Genomic DNA, 14,861 nt, shown 5'->3' with positions numbered 1-14,861 from the left:
CCTGCTGAAAGTTTCAGCAGGTCAGTGGAACACCCTGGTCAATTTTGCATCGGCACTTTGTGGTTTACCTGATCAGATTTGCATCGGCACTAACACCTCATGTTGGACAAGTCACTCATGGTTGCTCCAATAAAAAACCGCCCGAAGGCGGCAAATCCAGCGTGGTAGTGCTGGAGTGTGTTTGTGAATAGATTGGCCAGGGTTGGCTACATCTATGAATAGGGGATGGTGGCCGGGCGCGACATGCTTATCCCCGGACGCTTAGCAAGTCCACCATCAAGGGAGCGCGTCAGAACCCTCACTACCAGCCACCGCAGTACGGCTTATGGTCATTGGCGGGAGTCGAACCCTGTGACGCGCTCTCTTGATGGTTCTGGCCTTTAACGTCGCCAGAGCGGACTACCCCTCACTCAAAGTCACTAGCCGTACCCGCTTGGTTTCTGGCGGGGTTTATGGTCTCGGCTAATTGCGGCATTCAAGGAGCCGCTGCCCTCGGGGTTGGGCTGAGTGAGGATGGCGGCTATTGCTAGTATCTGCAGTAGCATTCATCCTCCTAGGTGAGTACCCAAAGCATCAAATCATCTGAAATGATGCTCTTGGGGTGCTTATGAGGTTGCCTTGGTCAATCCCAAGTCGCCGCAAAGCGCGCCATATACCAGTCTCGGTTAGCCGCGATGTGATTCTTCAGGAGCGTCAAGCCTCGAGCCTTTGCGTGCGCAGCAAAAGACACAATCACATAGGCCACACCATCGGCCGTCTGCACGATGTCATATCCATTGCGGTTATCCACTCCCACTGCCTCGAAGCGCACAAACTCCTGACCTGCTGGACGGTCAGCGCCATGCAACTCACCCCAGCAGACAGGGCCGATGTCGGCATTGATCAGAATCCCAGTCACGCGGGCATCAGGAAGAAACCGCTTTCGCTTGGCAAAGCAGATCGCGTTTTGCTCTGGTGTCATCATCATCCTTCCGCGCCTGTGCGCATAAATTGAAACCGCCCTGAGTAGGGCGCTTGGGGGTTAGAGGTCAACGACGCAGCCCAGCTTTGCCTGTCAGCCATCCATCAACTTCCTTGAATAGCCGGTCCTGAGCTCTTTCGTAGTTCGAGCAGGTAACATCACGAGGCTGATAAGTTGGAGACTGTTGGGCAACCCTGCTTTCTTCCATGTGCTGTTTCATGGATTGAACATCCTCAGCTATGCGCTGCATGTCGCTCTCATCCCATCCACACTCCTGCAGATACTCGTAATACTTCTGCGAGATTCCTTCAGGCTTTGCCATGTGACTCTCCTTTGAAAACCAAAGCCCTCATCTGCAGAGCTTTGGTTTTCTAGCTTCATGTCCCGGCCTAAAGCTACTGCTTGCCTCCACCCCCGGCCTGGTAAGAGACGCAGACCTCGGCGGCTGCTCAGCTACGGGATTCCTTCGCTGCTCTCGTCATTGGCTTGATCGCGTTCTGCAACTAGCTGCGCTCCACTGGAGCTAGACCTTCCTCTTGCATCGAGTCGGTTCAGGGGCCGGATCGCTACCCCTTCGGTCGTTTCGCGTTCGTTGCTGCGATGGGTGAATATTAGCGTTACGCAAAATGTCTGTCAATAGCGTAACGCGAAATTAACGCAAAGGATCCTACAATCCCTCCATGCCCACCATCAACCGGGCACGAAAGGCTCGCTATAGGGATGCGGTCGCGCATGGTGCAGCAGAGCCGACGGGACTCGTTGATGATGGGAGAGGGCGCATTGAGATCGAGGCGGGCATGGGCGAGCCGGCCTAGGCTTTCGCTGACCTAGTGGCTGCGGGGAGAGGCGTTGCTGTTAGGGAGTACGGACTCAAAGTCCAAGCAACAAAAAACCGCCCTGAGGCGGTTGGTCCGAGGAGGGTGCTCTTACAAGAACTTAAACGGATAGGTTCCAGCAATCTGCTGGTCCTGGCCTGCCTTATCAGGCTCTGTCGGCGGCTTTTTCTCCTGTTCCTGTGGGGCTGGAACGCTAGAGATGCCGAGCATAAATTTGGACCTGTCCCAAAACGAAGCAGGGGGATAGGCTGAGAACTTGAACATGTAGACCTCCGGTCTATAGCGGCGAATCAAGATGGATTGCCTCGGCCCACCTTACTCCTTTTAATGACCTTAAACCGGGCTGCACAATGTCTTACGTTTGCCTCACCGAAGCTCTGCACCAGGCAAAAAAATGCCACCGCAAAGGTGGCGAGTGCCAAAAATAAAAAGGCCGATTCCTGCTATACAGGGCAGTGTGCAATGATAAGAGGGATGTCGGAGGTGTCGCACGACTTCGGCTCGAAATCTATTGGTACATATTAGTCCAAATTTTTTTGGTTAATGGGCCTGAGATGTCTCGATGGGGCTACTTGAGCATCTTGATCATTTTCCGTCTCAGACCCTCTCGGAATAGGTGGCCTCCGATCTCAGCCAGGGAGAACATCTCTTCTTCTGAGATGCTTCCCTCGATCTCGGCCATGAACTGCGCCAGGAGCACCATTGCAGCATCCGGGTCACATGGAATGCCCAGCTCGTCCATGCGCTCGGCTTGCAGGCGGAAGGTCTCGATGTAGGGATCTTCGGGTTTTGTCATAGCTGCCTCCTTCTGGGATGCTACAGCGCAGGCAAAAGAAAAGCCACCCGGAGGTGGCTTATTAAAATTGTCCTTAGTTGACTGCTTGCAGATAGCCCATATTGCGAGGGCAGGCTGGTGGTTGCGTATCTTAAAGATGTACGGATAAACGTGACAATGTAACCTTTATATAAAGTTACATAGTTTTGTGAATAGTACACTTATTTTTCGCCCATATTAATAAGATTGTTAGGTAGTGCAGCCATAAAATCTTTCAAATTCTCACTGTATTCAGGGAAGACGACAGTGAATAACATGAACGAAACAACAAGCCAGATTACACCAACAACCCATCTAATTCCGTTAAGCACTGCTGTTTGCTCTATCACACGGCACTCGAGGTCTGTAAATGTTTCTGAAAATCGTGAAGCTACTGCTTCGGGTTGCGCACCAAGTCGTTCTTTCCGTATCGATATCTCTTTGTTAATCGCGTTGACTGAGTGATTTTGATTGTTTATGAGCTTCCACATAATCCAGGAGAAAATAGTGATTCCCACCCATATTGCAACACTTTTCATGATCGATTTTTCATCGATCCCAGCACCAGCTAAGATCAAAGCGGCAGGAAGTGCTAGCAATTGATTCTGAATTTCAGACACCGTTTTGTTCAGCCTTACTGTATCTTCAAGATTTTGCTTTTCGACTTCTGTTCTGATTTTTTCATATGAAAAATCAGCTGTATACATTGCATAAGAGCTTCGAGCGTTTTGTACGAACTCCTCGAAGTAAGGCAGGAATTCACCAAAGGTAATTCTGCGTTTGTTCTTGAATAGATCTAAAAGTGTTGATCTGATGATGTTTCGCTTTTGGTCCTGATGATGAGCACTCCTAATGAAATCATCCTCAAATGCAGCCAATGATGGTAAGTTGCGGATATCCTCTGCAGAATACTCCATTAGGATCTCTAACTTCGCATCATGGCTTTTTATAAAGTACTGCGAGTTTCCCGTGTTGGCTGCGTGATCTGACACCTCCGAAATCAACGAGCTTAATTTCGCTGCTGAAAGGTAGTGTTGTATTTTATCCGGGGGGGGCGAGTTTGGGTCGGATGTATATCCTAAATCTCGTATTGAAAATTTATTAGGAACGCTGCGAAGATTACCTGAGTGAGAGAAGAACTCAGCAAGTGTTTCATACACGCCTACTGATGTTGGATAAAATTCGATATTTCTATTGAGATCATTGCATACGCCACCGAGACTTCCTGCATGTTCTAGATTCGATACAACTGCCTGAAAGTCGTACTTGATGGGGAGAGTGCCCGCTCGTGCACTCCCGCCAACATTCTCCAAGCCCTCCAGCTTATCCAAAAGCCAGAGGGCAAGCTCATGAGGAGCTTCCGGGACTTGGTGCATACTCTTGAATAACTTTCTTAAGATGTTCGGTAGGAGACTTCAGTACTAGACCATCAATCGCAGGATCATAGTAAACGCGATGCTCTTGAATATCAGAAATGTCAAACCCCACAGAAACAGAACCTCCAATTTTACCAGTAAAGCGTTTTAGCTTGTTATAGGTGCCCTTGTGAGGTGTGAATGTATCATTGACTGGGAACTGTTCTGCTTGAGGCCCGCTCTTTATGAAGTCAAGAAATTCTTGCGGCGATGCTGGTGCGATGGATGCAGCAAGAGTCATCAGAACTACTTCGTCGCTATTACTTGCAAAGCATTGCACCAAACGCTGTCGCATCTCAATTCGTTCGCTTCGTTTTTCTTCTGTTGTAGTTAGATCCTGGCGTGCTTCCACATAGGCATCAGCAGCCTTAATTAGAATTTCCGTCTGCTGACTCGAGCTCGTAAAGTTTTGGCATGAAAGTGCATTTCTGAAATATTCAGTGATGGCTCCTTTGGTTCGCTTTCCTTTAATAAAGGACAAATAAGGCTCAACCTGAGAGTCAAGTCTCGTGAGATTAATTCGAGCAGCTTCATGCAATTGCGATAGATCGATGTTCAGATTTGGTTCCAAACTTAATGTATCTTCATTAACCCCTGCTCCTGGCTTAAGCTTCAGCATGGCGATTAGGAGATGGTCATTTCCGTCGTGTTGATATCTCAAGAAAAGTGCATATCCGCCATTCGAGAAATAAGCAGACTCCATTTCTGATTTTATAAGTTTCAGCGCTTCGATGGTAAACGATTGAAAGCTGCGAGTCAAGCTTAAATATTCATTCAATCGAACTGGGAAAATATGTAAAGTTGAATCTTGGCCTAACGTTCCGTAGTTTTTTGAACTATCGTTATATAACGACAAAAGATCTGAGCAAACTGTTGTTAAGACCTTATCTATGGGAAGCACAGATGGACGAATCTTTTTTTCAACGCTGCCTTCGCCACTTGTATCAACCTTTTTGATCAATCGATGAATGGTTGCCTCTTGAATTTGCATATTCGCTGGTCTCTTAGGTTTTTAATTTGCAAAGCTGTTATCACTGGCCTTTGGTTGCAGGCCGTAATGCTTCATTGAACGGGTGATCTTTGAGCAACGCTCACATACCATCCTCGAATGCCTGATAAAATGCCATCTTGGCGTTTTCGCCGCTGGCTAGTTGGACGTTTGGCTCAAGCCCTTTGCTGCAGTATTTAGCATCTGGAGCAACGCCCCGTAGATTGATGTCACTTGCACAGCGCGATTTATCTCTGGTACTGAATTGCTACCAAAGAATCGCTATCCTAGCAGTGTAATGCTTACATCACCTTACAGACTGTCGCAAAGTGGCCCTACGGTTCGCGCTACTTCACTCGCAAAAAACACGCGCTCAATCTCCCGAAGCTTCCCTGCGCCGAAGCCCTCCAGCCTCATCAGTTGCTTGGGTTCCATTGCTCGCAGCTCCTCGATGGAAGTGATCCCTGCTCGTGCCAAGACTTGAACCGTAGCTGGGGAGAGGACGCCGTTAAGAGATGAGCCTTTGACGTGGCGCACGGGCGAGTAGATCCTGGCCGGCGTGAATGACTTTCCAGGAAACAGGACTGTCTCTATCTGCCTGAACCTGAGCATGCCCATGCCATGCATATCGAGTAGTTGATGTGGGTAGGCCCGGCGTACTGCCTCGACTGTATGAATCCCGTTCTTCGCGAGGACAGTAGTGGCATACGCTGGCAGCAAGTCACCTAGAGGCGTTTCTGCTTGTGTCGTCAGATCATCGGGCATGCGAAGCATCATAAGCATGGCAGAGATTTCTAGGGCTGTTTGTTGCGCTCTGCCGCCTTTAAATCTTGCCTATGCAGCTCCCCTTGAGCGCGGCGCAGCATTGTTCCTAGTTGTGCGGCATTGAGCATGTCGTGCGCGGGATCCCCTGTGATCGGCGCATAGAAGCGGCCTGGGAAGAGGATCTCCTCAATCATCCTGAATCTTCTGGCTCCTATATTGGGCATTACGAGCAACTGCTCTGGATAAATTGCTCTCACTTGTTCAACGGTGAGAATTCCATTTCTGGCCAAAGCTCTCCAAAGGATTGGGGGCAACTGCTCTCGGAGATCGTCAGTTTCAGTAGATCCACTCTCAGGTGCATTACTCGTCATAGGCCGGCATCATACGAAGCTGAACGGATCCAACTTACAAACTTGAGATGCTTGTTGTGCATGAAACGGATTGACGTTAGTTAGATGACAACTGGGCATAAAAAAGCCCTCCGAAGAGGGCTTGCAGATCACTTCGATTTGCGCCGGCGCATGACGCCCATCGATCCAGCGACTGCCCCGGAGAGCAGCAGGAGGCCGACGCCGCCCAGAGCAGGGACAGGCTTGGCTTGAATCACAGGCGCAGCGGTGATCACGATGGTGAAGGTCTGCTCAGCGACGTGTACCGCCTTGAGCACAACGCCTACTGTGCCAACGGTGTCAGCAACCCCGACCGAGAAGGTGTATGAGCCAGGTGTCGTAGGCGTTCCGGAGACTACGCCGGTAGCGGAATCCAGGGACAGGCCAGGAGGCAGGTCCCCAAGGTAGGAGAAGGTGTACGGTGGCAGGCCGCCAGTTACCTGCAGAGTCTGAGAATAGGGAGCTGCCACTACACCGCCGGCGAGGGTGATGGTTGGTCCACCACCAACAAACATGATGTCGGCGCTAGGAATAGCTTCTGCGCTTTCGGGGGAAGCAACGCTGTCGCCGATTGCGTTGGTAGCCACGACCGTGAACTTGTAGGGTGTTCCGTTGGTAAGGCCCGTAATCGTGCAAGAAGTTGCCGGTTCCGTGGCAGGTGCGACGACCTCGGTTGTGCACGAACCGGCAGGAACACCCGTCACGGTGTACTTCGTGATGGGCGAGCCGTTGTTGGCTGGTGCTGTCCAGGAGATGTTTACTCGGGAATCTCCAGTATCAGTGATGGTCGGACTGGGAGCAGTTGCGGGTGCAGTTGCAGCTAGTCTCCACACGTAATTAGTTTCTCCATTTCCGCAATTATCTCTAACGTATGCTGATAGATCTCCCGAGGTATAGCCTGGGGCTCCGGTATCAATACGTGCATTTTCATCAAAAATCGCGCAAGCATATCCATAAGGCGAATAGTGAGCGGAATGTGTGATCGTGCTCGGGTCTGTGGTATTCGGATTTACAGAAATAGCATAGTCACTTGGCACGCCCCCGAATAGCATGGCGGCGACCTCTAAGGCCGAATAAACCGTAGGGGCTGAGGGATGTGGTGGGCCATCATGAACTTTAAAGCTCCCCACATATGTCTGTGCTGACGCCGCAGAAGCAGCGAACGCTGCTATGAGCAATGCGTTCTTGGCAATGGTCTTGACGCTGCCAACGGCGAGCATAGGCTGGGATTTGATTTGGCGCATGAGTTCCGCTCCGGAAAGATGAAGTCGCTGACACGGCTCATGTTGAGCAGATTGTGCCTGAATTGTTATTTTTATACACAATATTAACAATTGCTATCCCTGAAACAAGTGATAGGGTAAACCCTCGTTGCGCTCTCTATTCGCGCAAAAAAGCCCGCGTCTGCGGGCTGCTGGGTGGCTCAGCCCCGCTGGCATCGCAGCGGGGGAGGGGAGCATCAACACTCAAGCAACAATCACAAATTTTTCGCCTTGTCGGATAGTTCGCTGGTATAAAAAACATTGAGCCAACATTCACCACCCGGACTGTCGAAACCCACAGCAGTGATCGTCGTCGCACCACTTTGAAATACCGTCCTGCGCATCGTGCTTTGAGGGTCTGCAGAAAATGGCTTGCCATACTTCGTGGTCAAAGCATCTATTAGCCCTCGATGTTCGGAAGTGCAGGTCCGCTCATTCGACTTAAATTTTGTTGCTAGTGTGACCTGCGCGAGGGAGTCTTCTTTGAAGCTAAAACTTGCGGTGAACTTGTGAGCGCCGATTGGCACGTTTTGGAGCTGATAAAGCATCATGGCACCTGTGCGCGCAACAACATTTTTCTCATCTGGGGGCACTTCTTGGCCTCCAGGGTGGGCTGTCTTCACAGCCTCCAGGGAATCTCCAGCAGCGACCTTCCCCCACATAGCATCTGCATGAGACATCACTGCTGCACAGGCGGCCAACAAGCCGATTGCATATTTTTTAATCACTGCTGCATCCTCTTTGTCAAAAAGCGTTAGTGTTGCGCTTACATCTCTCCCACGCCACATCAGTCGCTCGTTTGCCTTGGTTCTCTGCACTCTGCAGATTTGGGTAAGAGCCCATGTCTTTGAAGTAGGCCACGCCGCGCTCCCAGCATGCATCAACCTCAGCTTGGTGGTTGCCACATCCCGTGATAAAAATAATTAAGGCTAGAGGCAAAAAAAGCTTCTTCATGAGTCTGCCATTTATTACTCAGAACTGCTCACTTCGCCACACTGTCAGGACCTTCCCAATCACTTGGAAGTGCTGATTCTTGGCAGAAATGTCGTAAGGCGGATAGTCTGGGTTCTTGGAGATGATCCGGTAAACAAAGCCGGGGCCCTCGAACTCAGGAACGCGCTGGACAATTTTGATGAAGCCTTCGTCGCCCACTCGAAAGAAGTAAATGCCTTCATGGTTGACCGTGCGCACGCCTCGATCCACCAAAAGCGGGTCTCCAGGATTAAACATTGGCCTCATGCTGGGGCCGAAGCCAGTGACGATGCACAAATTCTTCAATGAACTGTACGAAGGCACGTTCAGGTGGAGCCAATCAGCACTGACGTTCCAGCTGCGGATCACGCCAGGCTGATCCTCCAGAAGAAGGCGACCATTCGTTCCCATCCCTCCACCCGCATCGAATTCTGTAATTACAAGGTCTCCGTTGCCGGCCGGGTCTTCATGCGGAGCTGGAGCAACGCTTTGCAGTTCCACGTTTCCTGAGTGATCCTGATCGAGCCATCCAATGGGCTTGCCGAAAGCCGCCTCGATACGTCGGGCGGTCTCCTTTCGCATTCCGCGTGGCTTCCCGGTCTTAGAGTCCTTGGCGCCCACCCTGAGGTTGGTGAACTGAGCAGGGGACATCTCAAGTAACTTGGCTGCGGCGGACGCTCCGTTGGACTCTTCTTCAAGAGTCGTCAGGTTGTCTCGCCGGATTTGGTCAATATCACGCATTTTTTCATTTCATAGCAGAACGCTAAAGGCGTCTATGCGCGTAACGCTATTGCTATTTGTTTTGCGTTACGCTAAACTGGTTCGCATGACGCTATCAGACTACATCAAGGAACAAGGACGGGGCGGCCTGACTGCACTGGCCCGGAAGATCGGCGCGCATGCCCCGGACCTGTCCCGCTGGGCTGCAGGTGATCGTCCAGTGCCAGTTGAGCGCTGTGTCGCAATCGAGGCAGCTACTGGTGGCGCGGTTTCTCGCATTGATCTCAAGCCAGCTGACTGGCAACAGATCTGGCCTGAGCTCAAGAACAAAGAGGAGGCCGCATGACCGCATCACGCCTCCCACTGCCGATGGCATACGCAGACCCTGCATTTGATGCCTGCATCGCAGTGGCCCTGGACACCCCCGAGCTCATCACTCAATTCGACCGACTCTATGGCGCTGACCTGATGAGTGGCAAGGCTAACGAAGGCGATATGCGCGTCTTCGTGAACTTCGTCCATCGCTGCCTGTACCTGGCATTGCCCGACGAGTCGATCCATTCCATGCGCAGGGCGGCTATCGCTCTTGCTGCCTAACTGATTTCCAACCCCGTGTTTTTGTAGAGAGAGGAAGAACACACCATGTATGCAGACCCTGTCCACATTCGTTCCAAGCGCGTGAACCTGTCGCTGAACAGCACCGAGATGCGTGTTGTGGAAGCGATGGCTGAGCTGCACGGCGTACAGCCGTCCGTCTTCATCCGTGAATTGGCCATGGAGGCTTTGAAGCATTTGCATGGCTCCAAGTCTGCAACTGGTGCCGAGGAAAAGCGACACGCTTATGCGTAACCGTTCAGGAACTCCACAGTGCAACCAAACCATGAGACCACATTTGCAGGCAATGACCTCTCCGCACTAGAAGCCGAAGCAGTTGAACAGGGCGTCACTGTTGACGAGCTAGTAACCGAACTGATCTCAGCAGAGATCCAGCGCAGATACCTGATCCCCAAGCTGTCTGCCGCTCCCGTCGTGCCGTTCCCGAAGCGGCGCACCCTCCCAAACACTTTTGCGTAACGGATTCGGTATGAATGCCTTCACCAAGCGTAACGAATCCCTCGCATCAAAGTGGGCCAAGCCCCGAATCCTCAAGACAGTAGACCGCAACCCTCGCTACCACGGCTACTACATCGAAAGCGGGGCTCAGGCCCAGGCATCAACCCTCAAGACCCAACGAATTCTGAAAGGAGCCCTGCGATGAACAACGCCCGAGCAAGCGACCCAATTACCAGCGTCATCGCAGGCGAGCGTGCAGCCCTGTTTGCTGGCAACCACTACGACCGCATCCTGGCCGCGCTGGACGATGAGAAGACCCTGACGGCCGGCGAGATGGCCCAAGCCACTGGCATGTCGGTAGAGCAGGTCTGCCGCCGTCTGCCTGAGCTACAGGCACGCGGCCAAGTGCAAGTTGTGCAGTTCGAAGGCGAAGACCTGCTGCGCAATGGCTATCGCGTCTGGGAGGCTGTATGACCAGCGACACAAAAGAAAAACGCCTGCGGCTTTTGGCGAAGCGAGCAGGCGATTTATCTGTAGCGGCTTATCACGGCGGCAACCGGGACAAAGCCATTTATTTCAACGTAAAGATGAAACGAATTCTAAAGATGGTTCAGAAATTTGACAAGGGGGCAGAACATGCGTGACTACTGGATTGATCACCACGGCAAGCCCTGGATTGAGCCAAAAATTTTAGGCCGCCTCAAGATGCGCATCCCGGCACATGCAGCGCTGCGGGCGTTTGTTATCCATCGAGACGGCAGCAAATGCCGGCGCTGTAGCGCAACAACTGATCTGATTGCAGATCACATCATCTCTAGACGAAATGGTGGTCGCCACCATCCTTCGAATATGCAGTGCCTCTGCCAGTTATGCAATGCGCGCAAATCCGTTTTGGAGGATCGCCATCATGCGTGACTACGGAAAGGTGCACACCTCCTTCTGGACGAGTGCCGGCATGCGTGCGTTGTCTGAGGATGGGCGCGCAATGGCCCTCTATCTATTGACCTGCCCACACGGAACCATTGCTGGAGTGTTTCGCCTGCCTGATGGGTACATCTGTGAAGACATGCAATGGACTGCCGAAAGGGTTACGCATGTGTTTGCGGAACTGTTTCAAAACGGTTTCGCCAACCGTTGCGCAACCACCAAATGGGTGTGGATCAACAAGCATTTTGAGTGGAACCAGCCGGAGAACCCTAACCAGCGTAAGGCAGCTTTGAAAATCGCCAACCAAGTGCCTGATGAATGCAGTTGGAGGCTAGATTTCATGCGGCTTTGCGGCGAATTCCTGGGGTTACCAAAGGCATCGGAGGCAAACCCTTCACCAACCGTTCAGGAACCGTTTCTTAACCAGGAACAGGAACAGGAACAGGAACAGGAACAGAGTAATGCTCCTTCTCCGAAGTCGCCACGCGGCACTGCGCTGCGCGCCGACTGGATTCTTCCTAATGACTGGAAGACCTGGGCAACGAAAGAGCGCGGGGACCTGGACGTTGAGGTCGTGGCCGACTCGTTCCGCGACTACTGGGTGGCGAAACCCGGGAAGGATGGCCGCAAGTCCGACTGGCAAGCGACCTGGCGCAACTGGGTGAGGAACCAGCGCGGCGGCGGCCAACCCCGCAAGCCGCAAGGCGGCGCAATGGGGACGTTCGTATGAAGGGCATGGCTCAACTTTTGGAGCTGCGCCGCAAGGGCTACAAGCCTGCCTGCGCCTACGTCTTTGACGACAGCTCTTGGCTGTTCCGGGTGCATGCCGACGAGTGGCACCAGCAGGGCAACAGCTTCGACCGCGGCCAGCTCTACGCCCACATCCAGCTGGACGAAACCGATATGCCCGAGCGCATCGACTTCCGTCCGCTGACCGGCCTGGAGGTCCACCTGATGGGCTACAGAGGCGACGAACGGACCATCCGGCTGTACGAGGCCATCAAGCGCTCAGGCCCCCAGATCCTGGCAGCACCCATCAGCACCGCAGTAAAGATTTTCACGAAAGAGACCGGCGATGACCTATTTCCTAACCGCTGACGACATTGATTTTTCGCTGTATGAGAAGGAGACCGACGCACAGCAGAAGGTCAAGCCTGCTAAGGACTACGTGCAGGAGCTTATCGACCGCATCAAGTCGCCAACCCGTCCAAATCACCGTTACATGCCCTGGGCTAAGACCTACGGCCTGTTCCAGTTCCGTCCGGGCGAAGTGACGGTGTGGGGTGGGGCGAACGGTAACGGCAAATCGATGGTGACCGGCTTTGTGTCGCTGGGTCTGCTGGCCCAGGGCGAACGCTGCTGCATCGCCTCATTCGAGATGAAGCCTATCCGCACCCTGGAGCGCATGGCCCGCCAGTTCTCCGGCTACAACCCGCAGGACCCAGCATTCGCCGGCAGCCCCGAGGCTACCAAGTCGCTGTTGGAACTCTACGACCAGTTCAAGGAATGGACTGACAACCGCCTGTGGCTGTACGACCAGCAGGGCACGGTAACTGCTTCCCAGGTGTGCGCCGTGGCCCGCTACTGCGCCAAGGAACTGGGCGTGACGCATATGTTCATCGACAGCCTGATGAAGTGCGTGCAAGGCGAGGACGACTACAACGGCCAGAAATCTTTTGTAGACGAGCTGACCGCCATCGCCCGGGACTACTCGATCCACATCCACCTGGTGCACCACATCAAGAAGCCCGCGAGCGAGGACACGAAGCCCGGCAAGTACGACTTCAAGGGCACCGGAGCGATCACCGATCAAGTGGACAACGTGATCGCCGTCTGGCGCAACAAGCCCAAGGAGCGCAAGCGCGAAGCCGGGCAGATGGTGGAAGACACCGAGCCCGACTGCCTGCTGATCTGCGACAAGCAGCGCAACGGCGAATGGGAAGGAACGATTGGCCTGTGGTTCGACAAGGACAGCCAGCAGTACCTGCCAAACCCTGGCCAGCAGCCAATGGAAATGTCTGTGCCCGGCGGCACCAACTATTAAGGAAAGTTCATGAGCGCACTAGACACCCAAATCGGCGGCGACCACTACAAGAGCATGCCAATCCAGCCCATCGAAGTAATGCGTGAGGTGCTGACCAAAGAGGAGTACATCGGCTTCCTCAAGGGCAACATCATCAAGTACTCGATGCGCGCCGGCAAGAAAGAGGGCGCCTCTGACGACGCGGACAAGGCGGCGCACTACCGCCAGTTCCTGGCAGAGGCCAAGGGCGAGCCAACAAACGGCCTGCTGGACCTGCCCGTTATCGACATGGGGGCTGGCCGTGACTGAGCGCCTGGAATTCGAGCTCCACAACCGGCAGCAGGCCTGGCTGGCGGTCAATGGCCAGTTGTTCCCATTCCTGGCCAATGTGCTGCAGGGTGGTGGCCGCTGGGTTCTGACCGTCACCCGCCGCAAGCGCACCCAGCCGCAGAACCGTCGCTATTGGGGGCAGGGTGTTCTCGCCCAAGTGGCCGCCCAGGCGGTGGTCAACGGCAAGCAGTTCAGTGCCGAGACCTGGCACGAGATGTTCAAGCGCATGTTTATCGGCGTGGATGAGCTGCCCAATGGCGATGTGATCGGCAAGAGCTCCACCAAGCTGACCACTGCCGAGTTCAGCGAGTTCTGCACCAAGGTGGAGGCATATGCCGCTACCGAGCTCGGGGTGACGTTCTACGAGCTGGAGGGCCGATGAAGCCGTTCAACCCCAAGCCGCGCCAGTGCAAGGCCTGCCCGCAAACCTTTGTGCCAGTCCGTCCAATGCAGACGGTCTGCTCGCCCCGCTGCGCAATGAAGAAGGTGCGCCAGGACAAGGCAGAGGAGCGAGCAAAGGTCAAGACCCGTAAGGAGAGGAGCCTGACCCCATCTCAGCGCCGGGCCCGTGCCCAGGTGGAGGTGAATGCCTATGTGCGGCTGCGCGATGCTGACTTGCCATGTATCTCCTGCGGTCGGTTCCACGAAGGCCAGTGGCACGCCGGGCACTATAGGAGCCGTGGCGCTGCTATCAATCTTGCACTTGATCCGCGCAATATTCACAAGCAATGCCAGCCCTGCAATACCCACCTGCACGGCAACGCCATCGCCTACCGCGCTGGCCTCGTTGAGCGGTACGGGCTTGCCTTTGTTGAGGAGCTGGAGGCAGATAACACGCCGCGCCACTACACCGATGCCGAATTTGACGCCATCAGAGACGAATACAGAGCAAAGACGAAAGAACTGAAAGGTAGACCATGAGCATCACAGCAGAGCGTTACACAGCAGCAATGCATTCCAGCGACCTTTCGGACGAAGCCCACAAGATCGGTCAGGTGGACCTGATCAAGGCAAGCGGCATGAGCAAGGCCAGTGTGGCCTCCCACTACCTGCGGATCATCACCAAGCCCAGCCGGTCGGACATCGAGCGCATGCATGCCGGCCTGGTCCATGAGGCAAAGGCCAAGAAGGTGGCATCGCCCCATGATTCCGCAACGGAGGCCATGGCCTGGCTGATCGACCAGAAGTGCAAGCAATGCAACGGCACAGGCCTCAAGGTCAAAGAAGCCAAGACCTACACCTGCTCCAAATGCAAGGGAACCATGCTTGCCCGCGAGCCCAGCAGCAAGGATGCCCAGCTGCTGATAGACCACGTCATGGACTGCAAGCGGACCCACAGCAACAACATGAATAAGCTGTTGCGCCCCCATTGAATATGTGGTAATCTCGGCAGCGTTGAGAGGTTG

Annotated in this window: 24 protein-coding genes; 14 read left to right on the top strand and 10 right to left on the bottom strand. The window is 53.6% G+C overall.

Annotated elements, in window-relative coordinates; translation table 11 throughout:
* Window positions 1-622 precede the first annotated feature (622 nt).
* The 10 genes from EDF71_RS20605 to EDF71_RS20565 all read right to left on the bottom strand — a co-directional run bounded on the left by EDF71_RS20605 (window position 623) and on the right by EDF71_RS20565 (window position 9,143).
* On the bottom strand, window positions 623-961 hold the full coding sequence (locus tag EDF71_RS20605; protein WP_133858416.1) for a hypothetical protein: 339 nt from the start codon (window positions 959-961) through the stop codon (window positions 623-625).
* A gap of 67 nt (window positions 962-1,028) precedes the next feature.
* Window positions 1,029-1,283, bottom strand: coding sequence for a hypothetical protein (locus tag EDF71_RS20600; RefSeq protein WP_133858415.1), 255 nt, complete (start codon window positions 1,281-1,283; stop codon window positions 1,029-1,031).
* A gap of 1,082 nt (window positions 1,284-2,365) precedes the next feature.
* Window positions 2,366-2,593, bottom strand: coding sequence for a hypothetical protein (locus EDF71_RS20595; RefSeq protein ID WP_133858414.1), 228 nt, complete (start codon window positions 2,591-2,593; stop codon window positions 2,366-2,368).
* 200 nt (window positions 2,594-2,793) lie between these two features.
* The gene (locus tag EDF71_RS20590) at window positions 2,794-3,987 is read right to left on the bottom strand and encodes a hypothetical protein (RefSeq protein WP_133858413.1); all 1,194 of its coding nucleotides are present in this window, start codon (window positions 3,985-3,987) and stop codon (window positions 2,794-2,796) included.
* A complete protein-coding gene (locus EDF71_RS20585) occupies window positions 3,959-5,017 on the bottom strand; it encodes a nucleoid-associated protein (RefSeq protein ID WP_133858412.1) in 1,059 nt (352 codons plus the stop codon). The genes EDF71_RS20590 and EDF71_RS20585 overlap by 29 nt, the downstream gene beginning before the upstream one ends.
* Before the next feature lie 309 nt (window positions 5,018-5,326).
* Window positions 5,327-5,779, bottom strand: a complete 453-nt coding sequence (locus tag EDF71_RS20580; RefSeq protein WP_166656607.1) for a helix-hairpin-helix domain-containing protein — start codon at window positions 5,777-5,779, stop codon at window positions 5,327-5,329.
* Window positions 5,780-5,808: 29 nt separating this feature from the next.
* Window positions 5,809-5,973: a hypothetical protein gene (locus EDF71_RS25135; RefSeq protein ID WP_166656606.1), complete on the bottom strand. Its 165-nt coding sequence runs from the start codon at window positions 5,971-5,973 to the stop codon at window positions 5,809-5,811.
* Between the two features lie 305 nt (window positions 5,974-6,278).
* Entirely contained in the window at window positions 6,279-7,412 is a 1,134-nt protein-coding gene (locus EDF71_RS20575; protein WP_133858410.1) for a fibronectin type III domain-containing protein, read from the bottom strand.
* 233 nt (window positions 7,413-7,645) lie between these two features.
* Window positions 7,646-8,158 (bottom strand): hypothetical protein, encoded by a 513-nt coding sequence (locus EDF71_RS20570; protein WP_133858409.1) that lies wholly within the window; start codon window positions 8,156-8,158, stop codon window positions 7,646-7,648.
* A gap of 244 nt (window positions 8,159-8,402) precedes the next feature.
* Entirely contained in the window at window positions 8,403-9,143 is a 741-nt protein-coding gene (locus tag EDF71_RS20565) for a S24 family peptidase (RefSeq protein ID WP_133858408.1), read from the bottom strand.
* An 85-nt stretch (window positions 9,144-9,228) separates the two neighbouring features.
* On the opposite strand from EDF71_RS20565, the gene EDF71_RS20560 reads away from it, so the two are divergent.
* The 14 genes from EDF71_RS20560 to EDF71_RS20500 all read left to right on the top strand — a co-directional run bounded on the left by EDF71_RS20560 (window position 9,229) and on the right by EDF71_RS20500 (window position 14,828).
* Window positions 9,229-9,468, top strand: a complete 240-nt coding sequence (locus EDF71_RS20560) for a YdaS family helix-turn-helix protein (protein WP_133858407.1) — start codon at window positions 9,229-9,231, stop codon at window positions 9,466-9,468.
* Window positions 9,465-9,719, top strand: coding sequence for a hypothetical protein (locus tag EDF71_RS20555; protein WP_133858406.1), 255 nt, complete (start codon window positions 9,465-9,467; stop codon window positions 9,717-9,719). Before EDF71_RS20560 ends, EDF71_RS20555 begins: the two co-directional genes overlap by 4 nt.
* Window positions 9,720-9,764: 45 nt before the next feature.
* Window positions 9,765-9,971 (top strand): hypothetical protein, encoded by a 207-nt coding sequence (locus EDF71_RS20550; RefSeq protein WP_116924389.1) that lies wholly within the window; start codon window positions 9,765-9,767, stop codon window positions 9,969-9,971.
* A gap of 235 nt (window positions 9,972-10,206) precedes the next feature.
* Window positions 10,207-10,380 carry a hypothetical protein gene (locus EDF71_RS25130; protein ID WP_166656605.1) on the top strand — a complete coding sequence of 58 codons (174 nt, stop codon included), beginning with the start codon at window positions 10,207-10,209 and terminating at the stop codon, window positions 10,378-10,380.
* A complete protein-coding gene (locus EDF71_RS20540; RefSeq protein WP_116924388.1) occupies window positions 10,377-10,649 on the top strand; it encodes a hypothetical protein in 273 nt (90 codons plus the stop codon). The genes EDF71_RS25130 and EDF71_RS20540 overlap by 4 nt, the downstream gene beginning before the upstream one ends.
* On the top strand, window positions 10,646-10,819 hold the full coding sequence (locus EDF71_RS25125; protein WP_166656604.1) for a hypothetical protein: 174 nt from the start codon (window positions 10,646-10,648) through the stop codon (window positions 10,817-10,819). The genes EDF71_RS20540 and EDF71_RS25125 overlap by 4 nt, the downstream gene beginning before the upstream one ends.
* A complete protein-coding gene (locus EDF71_RS20535; RefSeq protein WP_208301101.1) occupies window positions 10,812-11,090 on the top strand; it encodes an HNH endonuclease in 279 nt (92 codons plus the stop codon). The genes EDF71_RS25125 and EDF71_RS20535 overlap by 8 nt, the downstream gene beginning before the upstream one ends.
* Window positions 11,083-11,832, top strand: a complete 750-nt coding sequence (locus EDF71_RS20530) for a hypothetical protein (protein WP_133858404.1) — start codon at window positions 11,083-11,085, stop codon at window positions 11,830-11,832. Before EDF71_RS20535 ends, EDF71_RS20530 begins: the two co-directional genes overlap by 8 nt.
* A 5-nt stretch (window positions 11,833-11,837) precedes the next feature.
* Complete coding sequence (locus EDF71_RS20525; protein WP_133858403.1) at window positions 11,838-12,200, top strand: hypothetical protein; 363 nt, start codon at window positions 11,838-11,840, stop codon at window positions 12,198-12,200.
* The gene (locus tag EDF71_RS20520) at window positions 12,178-13,146 is read left to right on the top strand and encodes a DnaB-like helicase C-terminal domain-containing protein (RefSeq protein WP_133858402.1); all 969 of its coding nucleotides are present in this window, start codon (window positions 12,178-12,180) and stop codon (window positions 13,144-13,146) included. Before EDF71_RS20525 ends, EDF71_RS20520 begins: the two co-directional genes overlap by 23 nt.
* Before the next feature lie 9 nt (window positions 13,147-13,155).
* The gene (locus tag EDF71_RS20515) at window positions 13,156-13,434 is read left to right on the top strand and encodes a DUF3310 domain-containing protein (protein WP_133858401.1); all 279 of its coding nucleotides are present in this window, start codon (window positions 13,156-13,158) and stop codon (window positions 13,432-13,434) included.
* The gene (locus EDF71_RS20510; protein WP_166656603.1) at window positions 13,427-13,837 is read left to right on the top strand and encodes a recombination protein NinB; all 411 of its coding nucleotides are present in this window, start codon (window positions 13,427-13,429) and stop codon (window positions 13,835-13,837) included. Before EDF71_RS20515 ends, EDF71_RS20510 begins: the two co-directional genes overlap by 8 nt.
* Window positions 13,834-14,376: a recombination protein NinG gene (locus tag EDF71_RS20505; RefSeq protein ID WP_133858399.1), complete on the top strand. Its 543-nt coding sequence runs from the start codon at window positions 13,834-13,836 to the stop codon at window positions 14,374-14,376. The genes EDF71_RS20510 and EDF71_RS20505 overlap by 4 nt, the downstream gene beginning before the upstream one ends.
* On the top strand, window positions 14,373-14,828 hold the full coding sequence (locus EDF71_RS20500; protein WP_133858398.1) for a zinc finger-like domain-containing protein: 456 nt from the start codon (window positions 14,373-14,375) through the stop codon (window positions 14,826-14,828). Before EDF71_RS20505 ends, EDF71_RS20500 begins: the two co-directional genes overlap by 4 nt.
* Window positions 14,829-14,861 lie beyond the last annotated feature (33 nt).

This window comes from Comamonas sp. JUb58, assembly GCF_004364775.1.
Lineage (GTDB): Bacteria > Pseudomonadota > Gammaproteobacteria > Burkholderiales > Burkholderiaceae_C > Comamonas.
This window is presented reverse-complemented; position numbering and strand designations above follow the sequence as displayed.